Origin of the sequence: Citrobacter sp. wls757 (genome assembly GCF_005280935.1) — a bacterium.
GTDB classification, from domain to species: domain Bacteria; phylum Pseudomonadota; class Gammaproteobacteria; order Enterobacterales; family Enterobacteriaceae; genus Citrobacter; species Citrobacter portucalensis.
This window is the reverse complement of the sequence record NZ_SZWU01000054.1, coordinates 1-21829: the sequence shown is the minus strand read 5'-3', so window position 1 is coordinate 21829 and position 21829 is coordinate 1. Positions and strand designations below refer to the sequence as shown.

18 protein-coding genes are annotated in these 21829 nt (G+C 52.4%); 7 read left to right on the top strand and 11 right to left on the bottom strand.

What is annotated here, in order from left to right; all coding sequences use genetic code 11:
- Nucleotides 1-425 precede the first annotated feature (425 nt).
- Nucleotides 426-1052, top strand: coding sequence for a glutathione S-transferase family protein (locus FDW94_RS14270; RefSeq protein ID WP_032942804.1), 627 nt, complete (start codon nucleotides 426-428; stop codon nucleotides 1050-1052).
- 5 nt (nucleotides 1053-1057) lie between these two features.
- Here the strand turns inward: FDW94_RS14270 and FDW94_RS14265 are convergent, their stop codons facing one another.
- Both FDW94_RS14265 and bssR read right to left on the bottom strand, forming a co-directional pair.
- Nucleotides 1058-2155, bottom strand: a complete 1098-nt coding sequence (locus FDW94_RS14265) for a PQQ-dependent sugar dehydrogenase (RefSeq protein ID WP_032942802.1) — start codon at nucleotides 2153-2155, stop codon at nucleotides 1058-1060.
- Nucleotides 2156-2257: 102 nt separating this feature from the next.
- On the bottom strand, nucleotides 2258-2641 hold the full coding sequence (gene bssR, locus FDW94_RS14260; protein WP_008784229.1) for a biofilm formation regulator BssR: 384 nt from the start codon (nucleotides 2639-2641) through the stop codon (nucleotides 2258-2260).
- A 220-nt stretch (nucleotides 2642-2861) separates the two neighbouring features.
- On the opposite strand from bssR, the gene FDW94_RS14255 reads away from it, so the two are divergent.
- Nucleotides 2862-3788: a LysR family transcriptional regulator gene (locus FDW94_RS14255; RefSeq protein ID WP_008784228.1), complete on the top strand. Its 927-nt coding sequence runs from the start codon at nucleotides 2862-2864 to the stop codon at nucleotides 3786-3788.
- A gap of 32 nt (nucleotides 3789-3820) precedes the next feature.
- Here the strand turns inward: FDW94_RS14255 and glgP are convergent, their stop codons facing one another.
- Both glgP and FDW94_RS14245 read right to left on the bottom strand, forming a co-directional pair.
- The gene (gene glgP / locus FDW94_RS14250) at nucleotides 3821-6271 is read right to left on the bottom strand and encodes a glycogen phosphorylase (protein WP_137377786.1); all 2451 of its coding nucleotides are present in this window, start codon (nucleotides 6269-6271) and stop codon (nucleotides 3821-3823) included.
- A 51-nt stretch (nucleotides 6272-6322) separates the two neighbouring features.
- Entirely contained in the window at nucleotides 6323-6508 is a 186-nt protein-coding gene (locus tag FDW94_RS14245) for a glycine cleavage system protein T (protein ID WP_223240755.1), read from the bottom strand.
- Nucleotides 6509-6739: 231 nt separating this feature from the next.
- Between FDW94_RS14245 and rimO the strand changes: the two genes are divergently transcribed.
- On the top strand, nucleotides 6740-8047 hold the full coding sequence (gene rimO / locus FDW94_RS14240) for a 30S ribosomal protein S12 methylthiotransferase RimO (RefSeq protein ID WP_003831616.1): 1308 nt from the start codon (nucleotides 6740-6742) through the stop codon (nucleotides 8045-8047).
- 92 nt (nucleotides 8048-8139) lie between these two features.
- Here rimO and gsiD read toward each other — a convergent pair whose 3' ends face one another.
- The 6 genes from gsiD to FDW94_RS14210 all read right to left on the bottom strand — a co-directional run bounded on the left by gsiD (nucleotide 8140) and on the right by FDW94_RS14210 (nucleotide 15391).
- Nucleotides 8140-9051 (bottom strand): glutathione ABC transporter permease GsiD, encoded by a 912-nt coding sequence (gene gsiD, locus FDW94_RS14235; RefSeq protein WP_032942798.1) that lies wholly within the window; start codon nucleotides 9049-9051, stop codon nucleotides 8140-8142.
- A 2-nt stretch (nucleotides 9052-9053) separates the two neighbouring features.
- Nucleotides 9054-9974, bottom strand: coding sequence for a glutathione ABC transporter permease GsiC (gsiC, locus tag FDW94_RS14230; RefSeq protein ID WP_032942797.1), 921 nt, complete (start codon nucleotides 9972-9974; stop codon nucleotides 9054-9056).
- Between the two features lie 46 nt (nucleotides 9975-10020).
- Nucleotides 10021-11559: a glutathione ABC transporter substrate-binding protein GsiB gene (gsiB, locus tag FDW94_RS14225; protein WP_137377785.1), complete on the bottom strand. Its 1539-nt coding sequence runs from the start codon at nucleotides 11557-11559 to the stop codon at nucleotides 10021-10023.
- A 28-nt stretch (nucleotides 11560-11587) separates the two neighbouring features.
- A complete protein-coding gene (gene gsiA / locus FDW94_RS14220) occupies nucleotides 11588-13459 on the bottom strand; it encodes a glutathione ABC transporter ATP-binding protein GsiA (protein ID WP_057067350.1) in 1872 nt (623 codons plus the stop codon).
- On the bottom strand, nucleotides 13446-14411 hold the full coding sequence (iaaA, locus tag FDW94_RS14215; protein WP_003836974.1) for a beta-aspartyl-peptidase: 966 nt from the start codon (nucleotides 14409-14411) through the stop codon (nucleotides 13446-13448). The genes gsiA and iaaA overlap by 14 nt, the downstream gene beginning before the upstream one ends.
- 191 nt (nucleotides 14412-14602) lie before the next feature.
- Nucleotides 14603-15391 carry an aminoglycoside adenylyltransferase family protein gene (locus FDW94_RS14210; RefSeq protein WP_137377784.1) on the bottom strand — a complete coding sequence of 263 codons (789 nt, stop codon included), beginning with the start codon at nucleotides 15389-15391 and terminating at the stop codon, nucleotides 14603-14605.
- Nucleotides 15392-15565: 174 nt separating this feature from the next.
- Between FDW94_RS14210 and moeA the strand changes: the two genes are divergently transcribed.
- Together moeA and moeB are read left to right on the top strand one after the other, a co-directional pair.
- Complete coding sequence (gene moeA / locus FDW94_RS14205; RefSeq protein WP_137377783.1) at nucleotides 15566-16801, top strand: molybdopterin molybdotransferase MoeA; 1236 nt, start codon at nucleotides 15566-15568, stop codon at nucleotides 16799-16801.
- Nucleotides 16801-17550, top strand: coding sequence for a molybdopterin-synthase adenylyltransferase MoeB (gene moeB / locus FDW94_RS14200; protein WP_057067348.1), 750 nt, complete (start codon nucleotides 16801-16803; stop codon nucleotides 17548-17550). The genes moeA and moeB overlap by 1 nt, the downstream gene beginning before the upstream one ends.
- A gap of 86 nt (nucleotides 17551-17636) precedes the next feature.
- On the opposite strand, the gene fsa is transcribed toward moeB, so the two are convergent.
- Nucleotides 17637-18299, bottom strand: a complete 663-nt coding sequence (gene fsa, locus FDW94_RS14195; protein ID WP_032942786.1) for a fructose-6-phosphate aldolase — start codon at nucleotides 18297-18299, stop codon at nucleotides 17637-17639.
- A 132-nt stretch (nucleotides 18300-18431) separates the two neighbouring features.
- Here fsa and FDW94_RS14190 point away from each other — a divergent pair, with 132 nt between their 5' ends.
- Entirely contained in the window at nucleotides 18432-19331 is a 900-nt protein-coding gene (locus FDW94_RS14190) for a glycyl-radical enzyme activating protein (RefSeq protein ID WP_137377782.1), read from the top strand.
- A gap of 5 nt (nucleotides 19332-19336) precedes the next feature.
- Nucleotides 19337-21769, top strand: coding sequence for a glycyl radical protein (locus tag FDW94_RS14185; RefSeq protein WP_137377781.1), 2433 nt, complete (start codon nucleotides 19337-19339; stop codon nucleotides 21767-21769).
- Nucleotides 21770-21829: the final 60 nt, after the last annotated feature.

Sequence of the window (21829 nt, the reverse complement as noted above, 5' to 3'; positions counted from 1 at the left end):
CCGTCGGTTGCTCCGCCGCCTGTACGGTCGGCGCCAAAAGGATTAAGAGTGCAGAACCTGCAGCAAAGCTGCGAAGTGAAGAGAAGTATTGCGTCATAAATGCCACCCGAGTATCCATTCCAAAAAACCACGTCATACCACACCGTGTTTACACAAAACCGGCCAAGCGACCTCGACCAACCCATGCAGAAAAAGTCTGATGGATGACGTGTAAAATAAGTGCGGTGAGTAATAACGCACTAACGAGCTTAAAGAAACCGTAAGTTGGTAAAGTTTTTAAAGTTTATGCAATAACGCCGCGCTGTGCTGCTCCTGGCACGATTTTTTTAGACTTTGTTGCGTAAATATTAGGTTTACCCCACCATGTGAGCTAGTCAGATGGCATCTGCAGCCATAAAGCTGCTCAATTAATTTGCGGGGTTACTATGATTACACTGTGGGGTCGCAATAACTCGACCAACGTAAAAAAAGTATTGTGGACGCTCGAGGAACTGGAACTGCCGTATAACCAAATTCTGGCGGGCGGGCAGCATGGCGGTAACCGCGATGCCGACTATCTGGCACTGAACCCGAACGGACTGGTCCCGCTGCTACGCGATGATGAAACAGACGTTGTCCTGTGGGAATCCAATACCATTGTCCGCTATCTGGCCGCTCAGTACGGACAAAAACGTTTGTGGATTGACGCCCCGGCCGCGCGCGCAGTCGGTGAAAAATGGATGGACTGGGCAAATCAGACGCTAAGCCCTGCGCATCGGGTTATCTTATTTGGTCTGGTCAGAACACCTGCCGATCAGCGCGATATGGCGGCCATTGAGGCAAGTAAGCAAGTTTGCGAGAACCTGTTTGCCATTCTGGATAACGCGCTGGCAGACCAGCCATGGTTCTCCGGCGCTGAATTTGGCACCGCGGATATCGCTGTTGCACCGTTCATCTATAACCTGTTCAACGTTGGTCTGAGCTGGACCCCGCGCCCGCATCTGGAACGCTGGTATCAACAACTGACCGAGCGCCCGGCGTTTCAAAAAATCGTGATGATCCCGGTCAGCTAACCAAATCAGGGACTCACTTTCAGTAATTCCCCGTCGGACTCGTCGGTTAACACGTACAAATAACCGTCTGGTCCGACGCGCACATCACGGATCCGCTGCCCCCTTTCCTGCAACAGACGACCATCCTCAGTGACCGTATTCCCTTTAACGCTCAGCACGATCACTTCTTTATCTTTCAACGCGCCGATGAACAACTTCTGCCGCCACTGCGGGAAGGTATCGCTATTGTAAAAAGCCATTCCACTAACCGCCGGCGACTTTTCCCAGTAAAAGATGGGTTGTTCCGTGCCAGCAACAATTTGACCTTTTGCTTCGGGAATTTTCAAACCACTGTAGTTAACACCCCAGGTCGCGATAGGCCAGCCGTAGTTTTTCCCTTTCTCGGGGATATTGATTTCATCGCCTCCGCGTGGACCATGCTCATTGAGCCACAACACATCACTCCACGGATTCATCGCCATACCCTGCGGGTTGCGGATGCCATACGACCAAATCTCTGCCCGCGCACCTGCCATGTTCACAAACGGATTATCCGGCGGAATTTTTCCCTCGTCGGTCAGTCGGACTAATTTACCCTGCAATTTATCCAGGTCCTGGGCGGTAGCGCGTTGATTATTCTCCCCCAGGCCAATAAACAGATAACCGTTACCATCAAATACCAGACGTCCACCAAAATGGTTTCCGGTGGAAAGCTTTGGCTGTTGGCGAAAAACGGTCTGAAATCCTTGCAGATGTTTGAGATCGTCACTCAATCGCCCGTAGCCTACCGCAGTGCCCGCTTTGCCTTCGCGGTCGGCTTCAGCGAAGCTTAGCCATACCCGGCGAGATTGTGCAAAATCCGGTGCTAACGCCACATCAAGCAGTCCTCCCTGACCATTTGCCCAAACTTTGGGTACGCCGGTCAGCGGGTCGGAAAGCCCTTTATCAGGCTGCCAGAGTCGAAGCTGTCCACCTTTGAGCGTAATGAGCATACCGCGGTTATCGGGTAAAAAAGCCAGTGACCATGGGTGATCGAGTTTAGTTTGCAGCACTTCCACTTTTACCGCGGCGGCATAAGTGGAAAATAGCGCAAGTGGAATAGCACAGAGAAAGAGTCGACGCATAACACCTCCTTAATGGCTCTGCATAAAGCGTAGCCAGCAAGGGGAATTATCCCGCTACATTTACATAATCTTGACGAAAAGGGGGAGCGCCCTCCCCCTGATTCAGACGTGTTCCAGCGTTGGGTAAGATTGCAAACTCTGGATACTTAGCGTCAGCGTTGTCAGGCAGTTTTCCAGTTTCTCTGCGTTAACGGCGATAAACGTTGGACAATCGTGATGTCCACTCATAAGACAAACAGCGGCGGCGGCTAACGCCCCTTCAGCACGATGAAGGGCATTCCACTCTTCCTGATCAAGATGCATACCGTGAAGCTGTGATTGCTCGTGCAATTCGCGATTCAGTGCAAAAAAAACATCACGCAGACGATCGCTCTCGCTAACTGACATGTAGCCTTTCGCTTTTCTCAACTGCAGATAAGCGGCAAGTTCGATACGGGCGTTTATCAATTTGTTGAGAAGATCGGTTCTCAGTCTGTCAACAACCATACTTTGTTCCTCCTCTTTCCAACTATGGTGCAACTTAATAGTATGGTTGTTTTTTGAACAAATAGATGTCCTACATCAATAAAGCCCAATTGATTAACATAATTTACAATGTTACAACTTCATCCGGTACGCTTATCGAAAGCGCCCAGTGTCTGACTCGCCTGACTTTTTTTGCTATACCTGATGTGGTTACTGCCATGGTGTTGATGATGAGGAGTCTATGTCGAAAGCAAATGATGCAGAAAAGATACGCACACTATCAAAAATAGATCTCAATCTGCTGACCATTTTCTGTTTGATCTATAGCGTGGGTAGCATTTCCAGAGTCGCTGACATGCTGAACATCTCACCTTCCGCCGTCAGCCAGTCATTAAGAAAACTGCGCGAAATGATGGGGGATAATCTGTTTGTCCGTAGCGGAAATGCCCTGTTACCGACGGTCTATTCTGATGAACTGTATGATAATACAATCCCAATTATCGATAAGCTGTCAACGCTGATGCCGCTTTCCACGCCTGCCACAAAAAAAAGGTTAACGCTTTATACGGAATCTTTTATTTCCCCTATCGTTATTCCAGATGTCACCGCCAGAATAATCGAGACTGACGCCGATATCAGCCTCCTGCACCTTACCGCCGACCTGAATGAACAGAGTATTATTGAACTGCTGAATATGCGTCAGGCAGATGCCGTTTTTTCTACCTTTGCCGTAGAGTCAGCAAGTCTTTCATGCCAGAAAATATGCGATATGCGCCTGGTACTGGCGGCCTCGCAGAATAATTCTTTATATGGTAACACCATCAGTGAAGCGCAATTCAGAAACGCTAACCTGGTCGGTTACAATACTAAGAATGAGAAAATCATTTATCATCGCAGTATTGTGGATAAAAAATTTAGAACCGGAGAACGCTGCCTGCTTACCTCATCGTTTACGGCGATTCTGACGATTGTGTCCAATACCCATTGTTTAGGGGTGATCCCGGAAAAGGTATTTGAAACACACGCTCAGCTGTATGGACTAAAAAAAATAAACACTCCGTTTCCCTTGCCACAATTTAGCGTGTTTGCCTCATCGCGCAAAGAAAGCAATACCCACAAAATCCTCTCACCTATTCTGGCTGATTTGCAAACAGCCTCCCTGTTATGAAAACCAGAGAGGCTGAGCGTTAGAAATACTGGCTACACGCGTATTTTTGCTATGCGCCAGATATGGTCGGCATATTCCTGAACCGTTCTGTCCGACGAGAAATACCCCATGTTAGCAATATTATGCATGGTTTTTGTCGTCCACTCCCGGGGAGTACGATACAACTCATCCACCGCATCCTGACAATCTACATAGCTGCGATAATCTGCCAATACCTGATAGTAGTCGCCGAAGTTAATCAATGAATCCAACACGTCTCTATAACGCCCTGGCTCCTGCGGACTGAACACCCCTGTACCGATTTGCGTCAGCACCTGATGAAGTTCCTCATCCTTTTCAAAGATGTGCCTCGGGTCATAGCCATCACGTCGCAGAGTTTCAACCTGATTAGCCGTATTGCCAAAGATAAAGATGTTATCTTCCCCAACGTATTCGCGCATTTCGATATTCGCACCGTCGAGCGTACCGATAGTGAGCGCACCATTCATACCGAATTTCATATTGCTGGTCCCGGAGGCTTCCGTCCCGGCCAGGGAAATTTGCTCTGACAGATCGGCTGCCGGAATAATTAGCTGAGCGAGACTGACGCTGTAATCCGGAATAAATACTACTTTCAGTTTGCCGCCAATCAGCGGATCGTTATTGACTAACTGCGCCACATCGTTAATCAAGCGAATAATTTGTTTTGCCATGTGATAAGAGGAGGCCGCTTTTCCGGCAAAGATATTCACTCGCGGTACCCAGTTGGCATCCGGCGCGGCTTTAATCCGGTTATAGCGTGTAATAACGTGGAGCACATTCATGAGTTGCCGCTTGTACTCGTGGATGCGTTTCACCTGCACATCAAACAGCGCATCAGGATTCACCACCACGCCATAGTGGGTGGCAATATGGTGCGCCAGCCGCTGCTTATTTTCACGTTTCGCACGATGCACAGCCTCATTCACCGACGGATAATCTATAAACTGCTTCAGCTCGCCCAACTGCATTAATTTAGTCCGCCAGCTGTCACCGATATTTTCGTCCAGCACTTTGGCAAGCGGTGGATTCGCCAGCGCCAGCCAACGACGCGCAGTCACACCATTGGTTACGTTGGTGAAACGCAAGGGAAATATACGCGCGAAGTCTGCAAACAGTGATTCGGTCATCAGTTTTGAATGCAATGCCGACACGCCGTTTACCTTATGACTGACAACTACCGCCAGCCAGGCCATACGCACCACACGACCATTGGACTCATCAATTAACGACACACGTTTTAGTAGATCGCTGTCATTACGATAACGTTCCTGTAATGTCTTCAGAAAACGATCGTTAATCTCAAAAATAATCTGCAAATGGCGCGGCAAAATTCGACTTAGCATTTCTACTGGCCAGGTCTCCAGCGCCTCACTCATCAACGTATGGTTGGTATAAGAAAAAATCTGACAGGTCACGTCAAACGCGTTATCCCAGCTAAACTGATGATGATCAATCAATAAACGCATCAACTCAGGGATCGCCAGTACCGGATGCGTATCATTAAGGTGAATCGCAATTTTATCGGCCAGATTGTCGTATGTTTTGTGCAACTGATAATGACGACTCAGAATATCCTGGATCGTCGCCGAGGCCAGGAAATAGGCCTGGCGTAAACGCAATTCACGCCCCGCATCGGTGGAATCATCAGGGTACAAAACCCGCGAGATACGATCGAAGTGATATTTGTTTTCCACTTCAGTAGCAAAGTCGGCCTGCTGATTCAGTTTGCCCGCATTAACTTCGCTATTCACCTGCACGTTCCACAAACGCAACGTATTAGTCGTGTCCGTCGCATAACCTGGAATAATTTGATCATGCGCCACGGCCAGAATATCCTCGGTTTCAAGCCAGCGGGTTTTATTCCCCTCCTGTTGAACACGCCCGCCAAAACGTACTTTATAATGCGTATTATGACGTTTGAACTCCCACGGATTACCGTATTCCAGCCAATAATCGAGCGACTCTTTTTGTACACCGTTAACGATATTTTGTTTGAACATACCGTAGTTATAACGAATACCGTATCCACATCCCGGCAACCCAAGCGTCGCCAGTGAATCAAGGAAGCAGGCCGCCAGACGACCGAGACCACCATTACCTAACCCGGGATCGTTTTCTTCGTCAATCAGTTCTTCCAGTTCAAGCCCCATTGCCTCCAGCGCGCTTCTGACTTCGTCATAAATACCTAAAGAGAGCAACGCATTGGATAGCGTACGACCAATTAAAAATTCCATCGACAGATAATATACCTGGCGCGCATCCTGAGAGAATTGCGCCCGATTAGAACGGTGCCAGCGCTCGACCATCCGATCGCGTACCGCATATAACGTCGCATTAAGCCACTCCCGTTTCGTGGCGATTGCGGGATCTTTGCCAATAGTGAATAAAAGTTTATTAGCAATATCATCTCTAAGTTTATCAACATCAGAGTCCGTGGCGACCGGAAGTGGCGAAATATACATATTAACGTTACCTTTCAAATTTTGTAGGATGGTAATAGACAGGTGAATTATTTAAAGTTTGGGTACGTGAGCGTTAGCTTTTTGTCGAATATTCTCATGACTGGCGATGAACGTTAATTCTGTCATTAATACACGCCAACTTAAGCCTGTGGCAAGCGAGATATAATATAAACTCACACCATTAGCATAAAGAGTTTTAGCCATTTCAAGTTTCGACTTCAAAACAATATCTTTCAAATTTAACCTCATTAGTAACGCTCGACGAGATAAAATTTACGATAATGAGTGTCTATAGCCAAGAAGCGGCACTTAAAGCCGGAATTAGACTCACTAAACACCTTTCACTGACTGATCTACTCTTTATAGGTATCGCTCTTTATTCTCTCCGTCTTATGCTGATCAGATATAGATGTACCGTGAAGGCATCTGTATAATCCCCCGATTACGAGCAATGTACAGTATAAGAAAATGGCAAAAATTGGTTTTATATCACTAGGTTGTCCGAAAAACCTCGTCGATTCTGAGCGCATCCTGACCGAACTTCGTACCGAAGGCTATGATGTTGTGCCAAGCTACGACGACGCGGATATGGTTATCGTTAATACCTGCGGCTTTATCGACAGTGCGGTTCAGGAGTCCCTGGAAGCAATTGGCGAAGCGCTGAACGAGAACGGTAAGGTGATCGTCACCGGCTGTCTGGGCGCGAAAGTCGATCAGATCCGTGAAGTCCACCCGAAGGTGCTGGAAATCACCGGGCCGCATAGCTATGAACAGGTTCTGGAGCACGTTCACCACTATGTGCCAAAACCAAAACACAACCCGTTCCAGAGTCTGGTTCCTGAGCAGGGCGTTAAGCTGACTCCTCGCCATTACGCCTATCTGAAGATTTCCGAGGGCTGTAACCACCGCTGCACGTTCTGCATTATTCCATCCATGCGCGGCGATCTGGTGAGCCGTCCGATTGGCGACGTCCTTAGCGAAGCCAAGCGTCTGGTCGATGCGGGCGTGAAAGAGATTCTGGTAATCTCTCAGGATACCTCTGCGTACGGTGTAGATGTGAAGCATCGTACCGGTTTCCATAACGGCGAGCCGGTCAAAACCAGCATGGTTGATCTGTGCGAACAGTTATCAAAACTGGGGATCTGGACGCGCCTGCATTACGTCTACCCTTACCCGCACGTTGATGATGTGATCCCGCTGATGGCGGAAGGCAAAATCCTGCCGTATCTGGACATCCCGTTACAGCATGCCAGCCCGCGTATTCTTAAACTGATGAAACGCCCGGGCTCCGTGGACAGACAGCTGGCGCGCATCAAGCAGTGGCGTGAAATCTGCCCTGAACTGACGTTGCGATCCACTTTCATTGTTGGTTTCCCGGGTGAAACGGAAGAAGACTTCCAGATGTTGCTCGACTTCCTGAAGGAAGCGCGTCTGGATCGCGTGGGCTGCTTTAAATACAGCCCGGTAGAAGGCGCTGGCGCTAATGACCTGCCGGATCAAATCCCGGAAGAGGTGAAAGAAGAACGCTGGAACCGCTTTATGCAATTGCAGCAGCAGATCTCTGCTGAACGTTTGCAAGAGAAAGTGGGCCGCGAGATTCTGGTTATCGTTGATGAAGTTGACGAAGAAGGCGCAATTGGTCGTAGCATGGCTGATGCTCCAGAAATCGACGGCGCGGTATACCTGAATGGTGAAACCAAGGTGAAACCTGGCGATATCATCCGCGTGAAGGTCGAAAACGCAGATGAATACGATCTGTGGGGCACCCGCGTTTAATTAGCGTAACCCAACGTAGGCCGGATAAGGCATTTATGCCGCATCCGGCAATGCCTGATGGCGACGCTGAAGCGTCTTATCAGGCCTACGGTTTATCCTTTTATCTTCGGGTCCAGCGCGTCGCGCAGACCATCTCCCAGTAAGTTAAACGCCAGCACCGTCAGGAATATCGCTACCGCCGGGAAAATCGCCACGTGCGGCGCGATCACCATATCAGCGCGCGCTTCATTAAGCATTGCCCCCCACTCCGGCGTCGGCGGCTGTGCGCCTAATCCCAGAAATGACAGGCTTGCGGCAGAGATGATCGACGTGCCAATTCGCATGGTAAAAAAGACCACGATCGATGAGACCGTTCCAGGCAGAATATGGTTGAAGATGATGGTCGCATCGCTGGCACCAATACTGCGCGCAGACTCAATAAACGTCTGTTGCTTCAGCACCAGCGTATTCCCGCGCACCAGGCGCGCGAAGGCTGGAATGGAGAAAATGGCTACGGCAATGATCACGTTAGCAATACCGCTGCCCAGCACAGCGACCACGGCTATCGCCAGCAATATCCCCGGAAAGGCGAACAGCACATCGCAGATTCGCATGATCAGTCGATCCCACCAGCCTTCGTAGTATCCCGCCAGCAGCCCCAGTACCGTACCAATCGCCGCGCCAATAAATACGGCAAAGACTCCTGCCGCCAGCGAGATTTGCGCACCAACCAGCACGCGGCTAAAGATATCCCGTCCCAGTGAGTCAACGCCAAACCAGTGCAGCATCGACGGCCCATCATTCAAACGGTCATAATCGAAGTAATTCTCGGCATCAAATGGCGTCAGCCAGCGGGCAAAAATCGCTACCACGATCAGGAGCAATACAAACAGCCCAGCGACCATCGCCATGTGCTGTCGACGGAACCGACGCCAGAACTCATGCCACGGTGTGCGTATCTGCTCTGGCTTAACAAGGGGCATCGCATTTAAAATCGCCTGTCGGCGCCAGTTAAAAAATCGCATCCTTACTTGTACCTGATAGCCGGATTAATGGCAGCGTAGAGCACATCCACCACTAAGTTAATAAGAATAAATTCCAGAGAAAACAACAGTACCTCGGCCTGAATCACCGGGTAGTCGCGCATTTCGACGGAGTCCACCAACAGTCGCCCAAGCCCGGGCCAGTTGAACACCTTCTCAACCACGATTGATCCACCAAGCAAAAAGCCAAACTGTAGTCCCATCATGGTGACCACCGGGATCATCGCATTACGCAGACCATGTTTTAACACCACCCAGGTTTCACTCACCCCTTTAGCCCGCGCGGTGCGCATATAATCTTCGCTAAGCACATCAACAAACGAGGCGCGAGTAAATCGGGCTAACACCGCAGCCACCGCCGCGCCCAGCGTAATAGACGGGAGGATGTAGTGAAGCCAGGTGTCTGCGCCCACGGTAGGCAACCAACCGAGTTCAACGGAGAATATCTGCATCAGCAGCATGCCAAGCGCAAACGCCGGGAACGAGATCCCGGTGACCGCCAGCGTCATGCTTAATCTGTCCGGCCAGCGATTTCGCCATACGGCAGCAATGATCCCCGCCGTCATACCAAACAATACCGCCCACGCCATACTGGCAATAGTCAGCCATAGTGATGGCATAAAACGACTGGCTATCTCTTCAGATACCGGGCGACGAGAAACCATCGAGGTGCCAAAATCGCCTTGCAACACGTTGGTCATGTAATGCCAGAACTGAACATGCAGCGGCTGGTCCAGACCCAGCTGCTTGCGCACCAGTTCAATCACCTCGGCGTCAGCTTCCGGTCCGGCAATCAGCCGGGCCGGATCGCCGGGTAGCAGGTGAACAAATAAAAATACCAGCACCGCAACAATCAACAGAGTTGGAATCAACCCCAGCAGGCGCTTGAAAACATAGTTAAGCATCAGGCTCCCTTCGTCGGCCCCTGTGCTAAGGGGCCGAATGCATAGCTTATTTTAAATCCGCATCATCAAAACTAAATCCGGTATCCGGCATAATCCAGAACCCGGTCAACCGGGTACTGTGTGCCGAAATCAGTTTTTCCACCACCAGCGGGATCCACGGCGACTCTTTCCAGATAATATCCTGCGCGTCTTTGTACAGCTTCGCTTTCTGCGCCGGATCGTTAGTTTGCAACGCTGCCGCTAAATCACCGTCCACCTGCTTATTGCTGTAGAACGCCGTATTAAAGAGTGTCGGCGGCCAGTTTTGTGATGCAAACAGCGGTGACAACGCCCAGTCAGCTTCGCCCGTAGACGCCGACCAGCCGGTGTAGAACATCCGTACCCCGCTTTCTTTCTGCGCTTTACCTTCAACTTCCGCGGCGCGCTGACCGGCATCCATCGCTGTAACCTGAGCCTTAATGCCCACCTGCGCCAGCTGCTGCTGGGTAAATTGCAGCACTTTCTGCGCGGTACTGTGGTTATGCGATGACCATAGCGTAGTGGTAAAACCGTTCGGATAACCTGCTTCTTTCAGCAGTTCGCGCGCTTTCGCCGGGTCGTAGGGCCACGGCGTATAGCTTTGCGCATAGGCTATCGACGGGGGGAGAACGCCGGTTGCCGGCGTCGCGTAACCAGCAAAAGCCACTTTCACCAGCGCCTGGCGGTTGATGGCATAATTCAGCGCTTCACGCACCTTCGGGTTGTCGAACGGTTTTTGCGTGACGTTCATGCTGATGTAACGCTGCATAATAGACGGACTGGCCACCAGTTCCAGGTTTTTGTTCTTCGCCAACAGCGACGCCTGCTCGTATGGGATCGGGAAGGCAAACTGCGCTTCCCCAGTTTGCAGCATGGCCGCACGCGTGTTGTTGTCGGTCACCGGACGCCAGGTAATCGTATCCAGCTTTGGCAGTCCTTGCTGCCAGTAGCCCGCGAACTTCTTAACCTTCACAAAATCCGTCTGATTCCAGGTATCAAGCTGGTACGGCCCGGTCCCCACAGGATGGAAACCGATCTCCTTACCGTATTTCTCCAGCGCGGCGGGAGAAATCATCGCCGTTGCCGGGTGCGCCAGAATATTGATAAAGGCAGAGAACGGCTGTTTCAGCGTAATCTTCACCGTCGACGGATCGACGACTTCGGTTTTATCGATATTCTTATACAGGTTGTAACGTTTCAGATGGTTTTCCGGGTTACTGGCCCGATCGAGGTTAGCTTTTACCGCATCGGCATTGAAGTCGGTTCCATCCTGAAACTTCACCCCCTGGCGCAGCTTAAGGGTATAGGTCAGCCCATCATCAGAAACCGTATAACTCTCCGCGAGCACATTTTTCAGTTTCATCTCTTTATCAAGGCCAAACAACCCCTGATAAAACGACTTCGCTACCGCCTGCGACAACGTGTCATTCGCGTCATAGGGGTCGAGCGTCGTGAAATTGGACCCCACGGCTACCACCACATCTTTGGCGGCCCAGCCAGGCGATGCGGCCAGTGCAGAGACCACTCCCACAGCAACCAGCCATTTTCGAGCAACAATTTTTGTCATGTTATTCTCCTTAAACCCTGCCTGCCTGTTATAAACGCGAAAGCGCATTTTCTGGTAGCGGACGCGCAACATAATGCCCCGGACCAACTAACTGGAGTGATACGGGGGAAATCTCTTCGCCACGTTTACGAATATTGCTGGGGATATCGTCCGACAACAGCACGCGCTGGGGACGGTGATGGGATGGATCGGCGACCGGAACTGCTGCCATCAGCTTGCGAGTGTACGGATGTTGCGGATTTTCAAACACCGCCCGTCGGGTGCCTATCTCAACGATCTGCCCCAGATACATTACCGCCACACGGTGACTGATCCGTTCCACCACCGCCATATCGTGGGAAATAAACAGGTATGCGATACCCAATTCTCGCTGCAGGTCGAGCATCAGGTTGATGATTTGCCCACGAATTGAAACATCCAGCGCCGAGACAGATTCATCGGCAATAATCACTTTGGGATTGAGCGCCAATGCCCGTGCAATACAGATACGCTGACGCTGACCGCCGGAAAACTCGTGCGGATAGCGCCAGGCATGCTCAGGCAGCAAGCCTACACGTTCCAACAACCATGCAACCCGTTTTGACCCCGCATCGCCCTGCAATAACCCATGTACCCGTAGCGGCTCCAGAATGGAATATCCCACGGTCTGGCGCGGATCGAGCGAAGCATACGGATCCTGGAAGATAAACTGAATATCCCGACGCAGCGGCTGCAACTTGCTGGCAGCAAGGGTATCAATACGCTGTCCGTTGAAAATGATTTCCCCACGCTGAGACTCAACCAGGCGCAGCAGCGCCCGCCCGGTGGTGGATTTCCCGCAGCCCGACTCCCCCACCAGTGAGAGCGTTTCTCCCGGCCACAGGTCAAAGCTGACGTTTTCCACTGCATGCACCTCGCGAGTCACGCGATTTAGAATACCGCTGCGCAGAGGAAAACGCGTTACCAGATTGCGTACCCGTAGGATAGGCTCGCCTTCAACCACGGTGTCCTGCTCGGTTTGCGGTTCGACATGACTGGGATCGTGCAATGAAATGAGCGGGAAACGGCGCGGAAGCTCATGCCCGTTCATCGCCCCAAGCTGCGGCACGGCTGCCAACAGCGCTTTGGTATAGGGATGCTGGGGAGCGTGAAAAATTTGTTCAACGCTGCCGGTTTCTACCGCCTCGCCCTGATACATCACCAGCACGCGGTCAGCAATATCCGCCACAACGCCCATATCGTGGGTAATGAAGATCACTCCCATCGACATATCCTGCTGCAACACTTTTATCAGTTGCAGGATCTGCGCCTGAATGGTGACATCCAGCGCGGTCGTCGGCTCATCGGCAATTAAAACCGCAGGGCGACACGACAGTGCCATGGCAATCATCACCCGCTGGCGCATACCGCCGGAAAGCTGGTGTGGATAACGCGATAAAATCGCCTTCGCCTCGGGGATACGCACCTGATCGAGCATCCGCTTCGCTTCTACCATCGCCTCTTCATGGCTGGCGCCCTGGTGCAAGCGTATAGACTCAGCAATTTGCTCGCCCACGGTAAACACCGGATTGAGCGATGTCATAGGCTCCTGGAAGATCATCGCGATATCCGCACCGCGCACGTGACGCATTTGTGATGCGCTCTGTTCACCCAGCTCAATAACCTGCCGGTTGCGGCGTCGCAGCAGCATTTCATCGCAGCTTACCTCGCCGCCTGCTTGTTCAATCAGATGCATCAGCGACAAGGCCGTTACCGACTTTCCTGAACCGGACTCACCAACAATCGCCAGCGTTTCGCCACGCTTCAGGCGAAATGACAGATTACGCACTGCGCTGACACGTTGCTGTTCCTGTTCAAAGGCAATATTCAGATTGCTGACTGCCAGCACGTCGCTGGCATCAAGCTCATCACTGTGTGGCAACGCTATCTCCTTTTTCCCGATAAATACCGGTGGTTGGCGTATCGCCTGCATATCCCCAGGCGCGGTACATGCCTTCGCTATTAAACGGCAAGGCGACATTGCCCTCATGATCGATAGCAATTAAACCGCCACTGCCGCCAAGCGCCGGTAATTTTTCCATCACGACGCGTTCACACGCTTCGGATAAACTCAGGCCGCCATAGTCCATCAACGCCGCAATGTCATAGGCCGCCAGCGCACGAATAAAGACTTCCCCGGTTCCGGTGCAGGAGACTGCCACACTTGCGTTATTGGCATAACAGCCTGCGCCGACCAACGGACTGTCACCCACCCGCCCCGGTAATTTGTTGGTCATCCCCCCGGTCGATGTTGCGGCCGCCAGATTGCCAAACATATCTAACGCGACCGCCCCCACGGTACCCATTTTGTTGTTTTCATCCAGCGGGCTCGCGCTATGGTCCAGCACCGTTTCACCCGCTGTTCGCGCCGCCAGTAGTTGAGCGTAGCGTTCTGGCGTCGAGAAAATATCCGCTGATACGCGCTCCATACCCTGCGCAATGGCAAAGTTTTCAGCCCCTTCACCGATCATCATGACGTGTGGGCTGTGTTCCATTACCAGGCGCGCCGCGAGAATCGGATTGCGTAAATGGCTGACTCCGGCGACGGCTCCCGCATTCAGCGTGTTACCGTCCATCACGCAGGCATCCAGTTCATGGGTTTCATCACGGGTATATACCGCGCCAATTCCGGCATTAAACAACGGACACTCTTCCAGTAAGCGCACGGCTTCGGTCACCACATCCAGTGCGCTACGACCGTCTTCAAGCATCCGCTGGCCGGTTTCAACGATATCCGACAGCGCCTGTATATAACGCAACTCTTGCTCCTGGCTCAGCTGCGAACGGGTGATAGCCCCTGCGCCGCCGTGAATTGCAATGACTGCTTTACCCATTTTTTTCGTCCATTAGGTGGCAGGTACCGGGGTTATAAATATCAGAATTTCTGTGACTTATTGATTCGATTTTTGAATATAGAAAGATGCAGACGTCATGTAAAGGTTAAGGCCCGTACCTCACGCCCCATCCCATCAGGTTATTTAGATGAGTTAAACAGAAAGAGTTTCTTCCAACATCGTTGAATATATTATTCAAGCCGATCGGCAATCTGTTTTTTTGCATAAAACACAAAGCGTTCAACAGATGGCATAGACGCAGCCCAGTTCTTTTTGGTTAACCCCAGGTATTCTGCACGTGCGGCTTGCAGCGTATCAGCATACTCATCGGGTAATTGCGGTATAAGCCAGGAGGCAGCTTCATCTTTAGCGACAATATTGCCCGTAACTACGCTGTACCAAATACGCGCCAGAGTAAGGATGATATTTCGCTCGTCACCCTCTAAATCGCCCGGTTTCTGCCACATATCAAGGATATGCCGAAACGTTTGCACGACATCGCTAAAAGGGATGACGTTGAATAACGTATCAGCGGGTTCACCGAACAACGCTACGCTGGCGCGCCGGGCCTGGGTCAGCAGGATCGAAAGATCAGGATCCACCTGTCTCGGTTCAACAATTCCCGCGCGAATATCGTCACGCAACCATTCGCCAAATTGCATTTCTCTTGACGGTGGGAATCGCCACGGCACAAGTTGTGAATAGACCACGATGGTCACTTCCAGCGCCCGATAACTATCAACGCTGCCAGGCGGTGCTGATATTTCCAGAAAACCCTGCATCAGATCTTTTCTTTGACGAGTATTCAGTGGCTGCCTAATGGTAACCAGTAAATCGATATCGCTTTGGGGCTTTAAGCCACCTTCAACAGCAGAGCCATACAAATGAACAGCAACCAAGTCGCCCTCTATAATCCGCGCAATCAGTGCACTGGCGGCATTCACCTGTTGTCGAATTGAATTCGGGATAGTCGCAGCCATTTAGCCTCCTGGAAAAAAGCAGAAATAATGAGTCTATACTGCATTTTTCGTGTAGCGCTATTCTCTGGCAGAAAACCTGTCTCAGATCGGATCCTAAGCCTGAGGTAGCATACTGTCCGCATCCATTTTCTGACATAATGAGCGGATTCGATTTTGCCCCGCAGGAGTCTTCTCATGGAATTTACCGCCGGACTGATGCCGCTTGAAACGGCTCTCTCTCAGATGCTTTCGCGTATTACCCCACTCACCGCCGTCGAAACGCTGCCGCTGGTTCAATGCTTTGGCCGCATTCTGGCCACCGACGTCATCTCCCCGATTGATGTGCCGGGATTCGATAACTCGGCAATGGATGGCTATGCGGTGCGATTAGCCGATTTACAATCAGACCAGCCTCTTGCGGTGGCTGGCAAAGCCTTTGCTGGTCAACCATTCCACGGCGAGTGGCCTGCGGGAACCTGCATCCGCATGATGACCGGTGCCCCGGTGCCTGCCGGTTGTGAAGCGGTGGTGATGCAGGAGCAAACGGAACAAACTGACGACGGTGTGCGTTTTACCGCCGAGGTCCGCAGCGGACAAAATATTCGTCTGCGCGGTGAAGATATCGCAAACGGCGCGGTGGTATTCCCTACCGGAACTCGTCTGACAACCGCCGAGCTTCCTGTTCTGGCCTCGCTCGGCATTGCCGAAGTACCGGTCGTTCGCAAAGTTCGCGTGGCGTTGTTCTCCACCGGTGATGAGCTGCAACTGCCGGGTCAACCGCTGGGCGACGGGCAGATTTATGACACAAACCGTCTGACCGTTCACCTGATGCTGCAGCAGCTGGGCTGCGAAGTGATCAACTTAGGAATTATTCGCGACGATCCCAACGCGCTGCGGGCCGCGTTTATCGAAGCCGACAGCCAGGCCGACGTCGTCATCAGCTCTGGTGGCGTTTCGGTAGGCGAAGCGGATTACACCAAAACCATTCTGGAAGAGCTGGGAGAAATTGCCTTCTGGAAGCTGGCCATCAAACCCGGTAAACCGTTCGCGTTTGGTAAACTGAGCAACAGCTGGTTTTGCGGCCTGCCGGGTAATCCGGTTTCTGCGGCCCTCACCTTTTATCAACTGGTGCAACCGCTGCTGGCGAAACTCAGCGGAAACACCGCCTGTGGGTTACCTCCGCGCCAGCGCGTGCGCACAGCCTCACGCCTGAAGAAAACGCCAGGGCGTCTGGATTTTCAACGTGGTGTATTGCAGCGTACCGCGGAAGGCGAACTGGAAGTCACCACCACCGGACACCAGGGCTCGCATATTTTTAGCTCCTTTAGCCAGGGCAACTGCTTTATCGTGCTGGAGCGCGATCGCGGTAACGTTGAGGCCGGAGAATGGGTTGAGGTCGAGCCGTTTAACGCACTGTTTGGAGGCCTGTAATGGCAGAACTCAGCGACCAGGAGATGATGCGCTATAACCGGCAAATCATTCTGCGCGGCTTCGATTTCGAAGGTCAGGAAGCGCTCAAAGATGCGCGGGTACTGGTCGTTGGTCTGGGGGGACTGGGATGCGCAGCAACCCAGTACCTTGCGGGCGCTGGCGTCGGGCATTTAACCCTGCTCGACTTTGACACGGTCTCCGTGTCGAACCTCCAACGCCAGACGCTGCACAGCGATGCAACCGTCGGGCAACCCAAAGTGCTATCCGCCCGTGACGCGCTAGCGCGGATTAACCCTTATATCGCCATTACGCCGGTGAATGCGCTGCTTGACGATAGCGAGATTCACGCGCTTATTGCCGAACACGATTTGGTGCTGGACTGTACGGATAACGTCAGCATCCGCAATCAGCTGAATGCCGGATGTTTTGCCGCCAGAGTCCCGCTGGTTTCCGGTGCAGCTATTCGCATGGAAGGACAAATTACCGTATTTACATACCAGGACGGTGAGCCCTGCTACCGTTGCCTGAGTCGTCTGTTCGGTGAAAATGCCCTAACCTGCGTAGAAGCCGGAGTGATGGCCCCGCTGATCGGCGTGATCGGATCGTTACAGGCGATGGAAGCCATTAAGCTACTGGCAAACTACGGTAAACCGGCATCCGGAAAAATCGTCATGTACGATGCCATGACCTGCCAGTTTCGCGAAATGAAGCTGATGCGCAACCCGGGGTGTGAGGTTTGCGGGCAGTAAAAAAGTCGGGTGGCGGCTTCGCCTTACCCGACCTACAACGGCTCGAACGTAGGCCGGGTAAGCGTTAGCACCACCCGGCAACAGCATCAGATCGACGTGCGACCGAATGCGCTCTGCCAGTCGTGCTCAAACTTCGCGACGGCAGCATCAACCGCCGGAGAGCTAATCATCTGCTGAGCAACGTCCAGCGGTAGCGTGATGGACTCGCAGCCCGCCAGCAGACAATCCAGTGCCTGACGCGGTGTTTTAAAACTGGCTGCCAGTACTTTGGCGTGCGGGGCATGCATTTTCAGTAACGTCTGCAGGTCGGCCACCGTCTGAATGCCATCCCCTCCTTGCGCATCCACGCGGTTAACGTATGGCGCAACGTATTCCGCACCCGCCAGAGCAGCCAATAACCCTTGAGCTGCACCGTATACCGCAGTACCCAACGTCGGGATCCCTTCTTCTTTCAGCAATTTTATAGCCGCCAGACCTTCTGCTGTCACCGGCACTTTGACCACGATATCAGCAATGATTGCCCGCAGCTTACGCGCATCGCTGACCATCCCTTCGGCGGTGGTCGCCATCACCTGAGCAAACAGACGCCCTTGCCCTCCCATCGCTTCCTGCAGTTGCGGCAGTAGTACTTCCAGCGTCTGGTTCCCTGCCGCCACAATGCTCGGGTTAGTGGTCACCCCTGCCAGCGGGAAAATGCGCGCCAGAGCTTTTACCGCATCAACATCAGACGTATCTAAATAGAGTTCCATAACCTTTCCTCAAACGAATAATTAGCATGAATAAAAGGTAGCACGGCGAAACCTCACGGTTAGTTGACGCATGTCAATATAACTTTCATTCGAAAGTAATTTAATCTTTATACGAAAGAAAAGAGGTCGCTTATGATTTTCAATATCCAGCGCTACTCCACGCATGATGGCCCCGGGATCCGTACCGTGGTGTTCCTTAAGGGATGCTCCCTGGGCTGTCGGTGGTGCCAGAATCCGGAAAGCCGCGCCCGCACGCAGGACCTGCTTTATGACGCGCGTTTGTGCCTCGACGGTTGCGATCTCTGTGCTCAGGCTGCACCCGCGGTGATTGAACGGGCGCTGGGCGGATTACTTATTCATCGCGAAAAACTGACCGATGACGCACTCACCGTACTGACCGACTGCTGTCCGACTCAGGCGTTAACCGTCTGCGGAGAGGTAAAAAGCGTGGACGATATCATGGCCACCGTATTGCGAGATAAACCGTTTTACGACCGCAGTGGCGGAGGCCTCACCCTGTCCGGCGGTGAACCGTTTATGCAGCCAGAGCTGGCAGCTGCTTTGCTCAAAGCCAGCCACGACGCAGGCATTCATACCGCGGTGGAAACCTGTTTGCATGTCCCGTGGAAGTATATTGAACCATCATTACCTGACGTCGATTTGTTTCTGGCAGATCTAAAACACGTTGCAGATGCGCCGTTTAAACAATGGACCGATGGCAGTGCCTCTCGCGTACTGGAAAATCTAAAAAAACTGGCTGCCGCCGGTAAAAAAATGATTATCCGCGTACCGCTGATTCAGGGATTCAACGCAGACGAAGCCGCTATTCAGGCCATTACCGATTTTGCCGCAGATGAGCTTCACGTCGGTGAGATCCATTTCTTGCCCTACCACACCCTGGGCATCAACAAATACCACTTACTCAGTCAACCCTACAACGCACCGGATAAACCGCTTGATGCGCCAGCACTGCTCGAATTTGCCCAGCAGTACGCCAGCCTTAAAGGTTTAACCGCGACCCTACGAGGATAATCGCCATGACCACTCTGAAACTGGACACACTCAGCGACCGTATCAAAGCGCATAAAACGGCCCTGATCCACATCGTGAAACCACCGGTTTGTACCGAGCGCGCCCAGCACTATACCGAGATGTATCAGCAACACCTGGATAAGCCTATCCCGGTACGTCGCGCACTGGCGCTAGCCCATCATCTGGCGGAACGCACCATCTGGATCAAACATGACGAACTGATCATTGGTAACCAGGCAAGCGAAGTGCGTGCCGCGCCTATCTTCCCGGAATACACCGTCTCCTGGATTGAAAAAGAGATCGACGACCTCGCCGACAGACCGGGCGCAGGCTTTGCGGTAAGCGAAGAGAACAAACGTGTATTGCATGAGGTGTGCCCATGGTGGCGTGGTCAAACCGTGCAGGATCGCTGCTACGGGATGTTCACTGATGAGCAGAAAGGGCTGCTGGAAACCGGTATTATCAAAGCCGAAGGTAACATGACCTCCGGCGACGCACACCTGGCGGTAAACTTCCCGCTGCTGCTGGAAAAAGGTCTCGACGGCCTGCGTCACAAAGTCGATGAACGTCGCTCCCGCATCAATCTGACATGTCTGGAAGACCTCCATGGCGATCAGTTCCTGAAAGCGATTGATATCGTGCTGGAAGCCGTCAGTCTGCACATTGAGCGCTTTGCCGCGCTGGCACGTAAAATGGCATCCATGGAAACCCGCACCAGCCGTCGAGATGAACTGCTGACCATGGCGGAAAACTGCGATGTGATCGCCCATGAACCGCCAAAAACGTTCTGGCAGGCATTGCAGTTGTGCTATTTCATCCAGCTGATCCTGCAAATTGAATCAAACGGTCACTCGGTGTCGTTTGGTCGTATGGATCAATACCTCTACCCGTTCTATCGTCGCGACGTCGAGTTGAACCAGAGTCTGGATCGTGAGCACGCTATTGAACTGTTGCACAGCTGCTGGCTGAAACTGCTGGAAGTGAACAAAATCCGTTCCGGCTCCCATTCGAAAGCCTCGGCGGGCAGTCCGCTGTATCAGAACGTGACCATTGGTGGTCAAAACCTGGTCAACGGCCAGCCGATGGATGCCGTCAACCCGCTCTCCTACGCGATTCTGGAGTCCTGCGGCCGTCTGCGTTCTACGCAGCCAAACCTGAGCGTGCGTTATCACGCGGGGATGAGTAATGACTTCCTTGATGCCTGCGTGCAGGTGATCCGCTGCGGTTTCGGGATGCCAGCCTTTAACAACGATGAAATCGTCATACCGGAATTCATTAAGTTGGGCATTGAACCGCAGGATGCCTATGACTATGCGGCCATTGGGTGTATCGAAACCGCAGTCGGCGGGAAATGGGGCTACCGTTGCACCGGCATGAGCTTTATTAACTTTGCCCGCGTGATGCTGGCGGCACTGGAAGGTGGGCGTGATGCCACCAGTGGCAAAGTCTTTCTGCCACAGGAAAAAGCGCTCTCGGCTGGTAACTTCAACAATTTCGACGAAGTGATGGATGCCTGGGATACGCAGATCCGCTACTACACGCGTAAATCCATAGAAATTGAGTATGTCGTCGACACCATGCTGGAAGAGAACGTGCACGATATTCTGTGTTCCGCGCTGGTAGACGACTGCATTGAACGGGCGAAAAGCATTAAGCAAGGCGGTGCGAAGTATGACTGGGTATCGGGTTTGCAGGTGGGTATTGCCAACCTCGGTAACAGCCTGGCAGCAGTGAAGAAACTGGTCTTTGAACAGGGCGCTATTGGTCAACAACAGCTGGCCGCTGCGCTGGCCGATGATTTTGACGGTCTGACCCATGAGCAGTTACGCCAACGACTAATCAACGGCGCGCCGAAATACGGCAACGATGACGATAGCGTTGATACGCTACTGGCCCGCGCTTATCAGACCTATATCGATGAACTGAAACAGTATCATAATCCGCGTTACGGACGTGGCCCGGTTGGCGGCAATTACTACGCCGGGACCTCGTCTATTTCGGCAAACGTGCCGTTCGGCGCAGCAACGATGGCAACGCCGGATGGCCGTAAAGCACACACTCCGCTGGCAGAAGGCGCAAGCCCGGCTTCCGGTACGGACCATCTCGGCCCAACGGCGGTAATTGGTTCGGTGGGTAAACTGCCGACCGGTTCGATTCTCGGCGGCGTGCTGTTAAATCAGAAGCTCAACCCGGCCACGCTGGAAAATGAATCCGATAAGCAAAAGCTGATGATCCTGCTGCGTACCTTCTTCGAAGAGCACAAAGGCTGGCATATTCAGTACAACATTGTCTCCCGTGAAACGCTGCTGGAAGCCAAAAAACACCCGGATCAATATCGTGACCTGGTGGTCCGTGTAGCAGGTTATTCCGCCTTCTTCACTGCGCTTTCTCCGGATGCGCAAGACGACATCATCGCGCGTACTGAACATATGCTGTAAACAATATTATCGGCCGGATGAGATTCCACACCGCCATCCGGCACGCTACCCTCCCCATTG

Bases quoted from the DNA above. Each gene is read 5' to 3' on its own strand.
- FDW94_RS14270 (WP_032942804.1), top strand. From the start codon at position 426: ATGATTACACTGTGGGGTCGCAATAACTCGACCAACGTAAAAAAAGTA.
- FDW94_RS14265 (WP_032942802.1), bottom strand. From the start codon at position 2,155: ATGCGTCGACTCTTTCTCTGTGCTATTCCACTTGCGCTATTTTCCACT.
- bssR (WP_008784229.1), bottom strand. From the start codon at position 2,641: ATGGTTGTTGACAGACTGAGAACCGATCTTCTCAACAAATTGATAAAC.
- FDW94_RS14255 (WP_008784228.1), top strand. From the start codon at position 2,862: ATGTCGAAAGCAAATGATGCAGAAAAGATACGCACACTATCAAAAATA.
- glgP (WP_137377786.1), bottom strand. From the start codon at position 6,271: ATGTATATTTCGCCACTTCCGGTCGCCACGGACTCTGATGTTGATAAA.
- rimO (WP_003831616.1), top strand. From the start codon at position 6,740: ATGGCAAAAATTGGTTTTATATCACTAGGTTGTCCGAAAAACCTCGTC.
- gsiD (WP_032942798.1), bottom strand. From the start codon at position 9,051: ATGCGATTTTTTAACTGGCGCCGACAGGCGATTTTAAATGCGATGCCC.
- gsiC (WP_032942797.1), bottom strand. From the start codon at position 9,974: ATGCTTAACTATGTTTTCAAGCGCCTGCTGGGGTTGATTCCAACTCTG.
- gsiB (WP_137377785.1), bottom strand. From the start codon at position 11,559: ATGACAAAAATTGTTGCTCGAAAATGGCTGGTTGCTGTGGGAGTGGTC.
- iaaA (WP_003836974.1), bottom strand. From the start codon at position 14,411: ATGGGTAAAGCAGTCATTGCAATTCACGGCGGCGCAGGGGCTATCACC.
- FDW94_RS14210 (WP_137377784.1), bottom strand. From the start codon at position 15,391: ATGGCTGCGACTATCCCGAATTCAATTCGACAACAGGTGAATGCCGCC.
- moeA (WP_137377783.1), top strand. From the start codon at position 15,566: ATGGAATTTACCGCCGGACTGATGCCGCTTGAAACGGCTCTCTCTCAG.
- moeB (WP_057067348.1), top strand. From the start codon at position 16,801: ATGGCAGAACTCAGCGACCAGGAGATGATGCGCTATAACCGGCAAATC.
- fsa (WP_032942786.1), bottom strand. From the start codon at position 18,299: ATGGAACTCTATTTAGATACGTCTGATGTTGATGCGGTAAAAGCTCTG.
- FDW94_RS14190 (WP_137377782.1), top strand. From the start codon at position 18,432: ATGATTTTCAATATCCAGCGCTACTCCACGCATGATGGCCCCGGGATC.
- FDW94_RS14185 (WP_137377781.1), top strand. From the start codon at position 19,337: ATGACCACTCTGAAACTGGACACACTCAGCGACCGTATCAAAGCGCAT.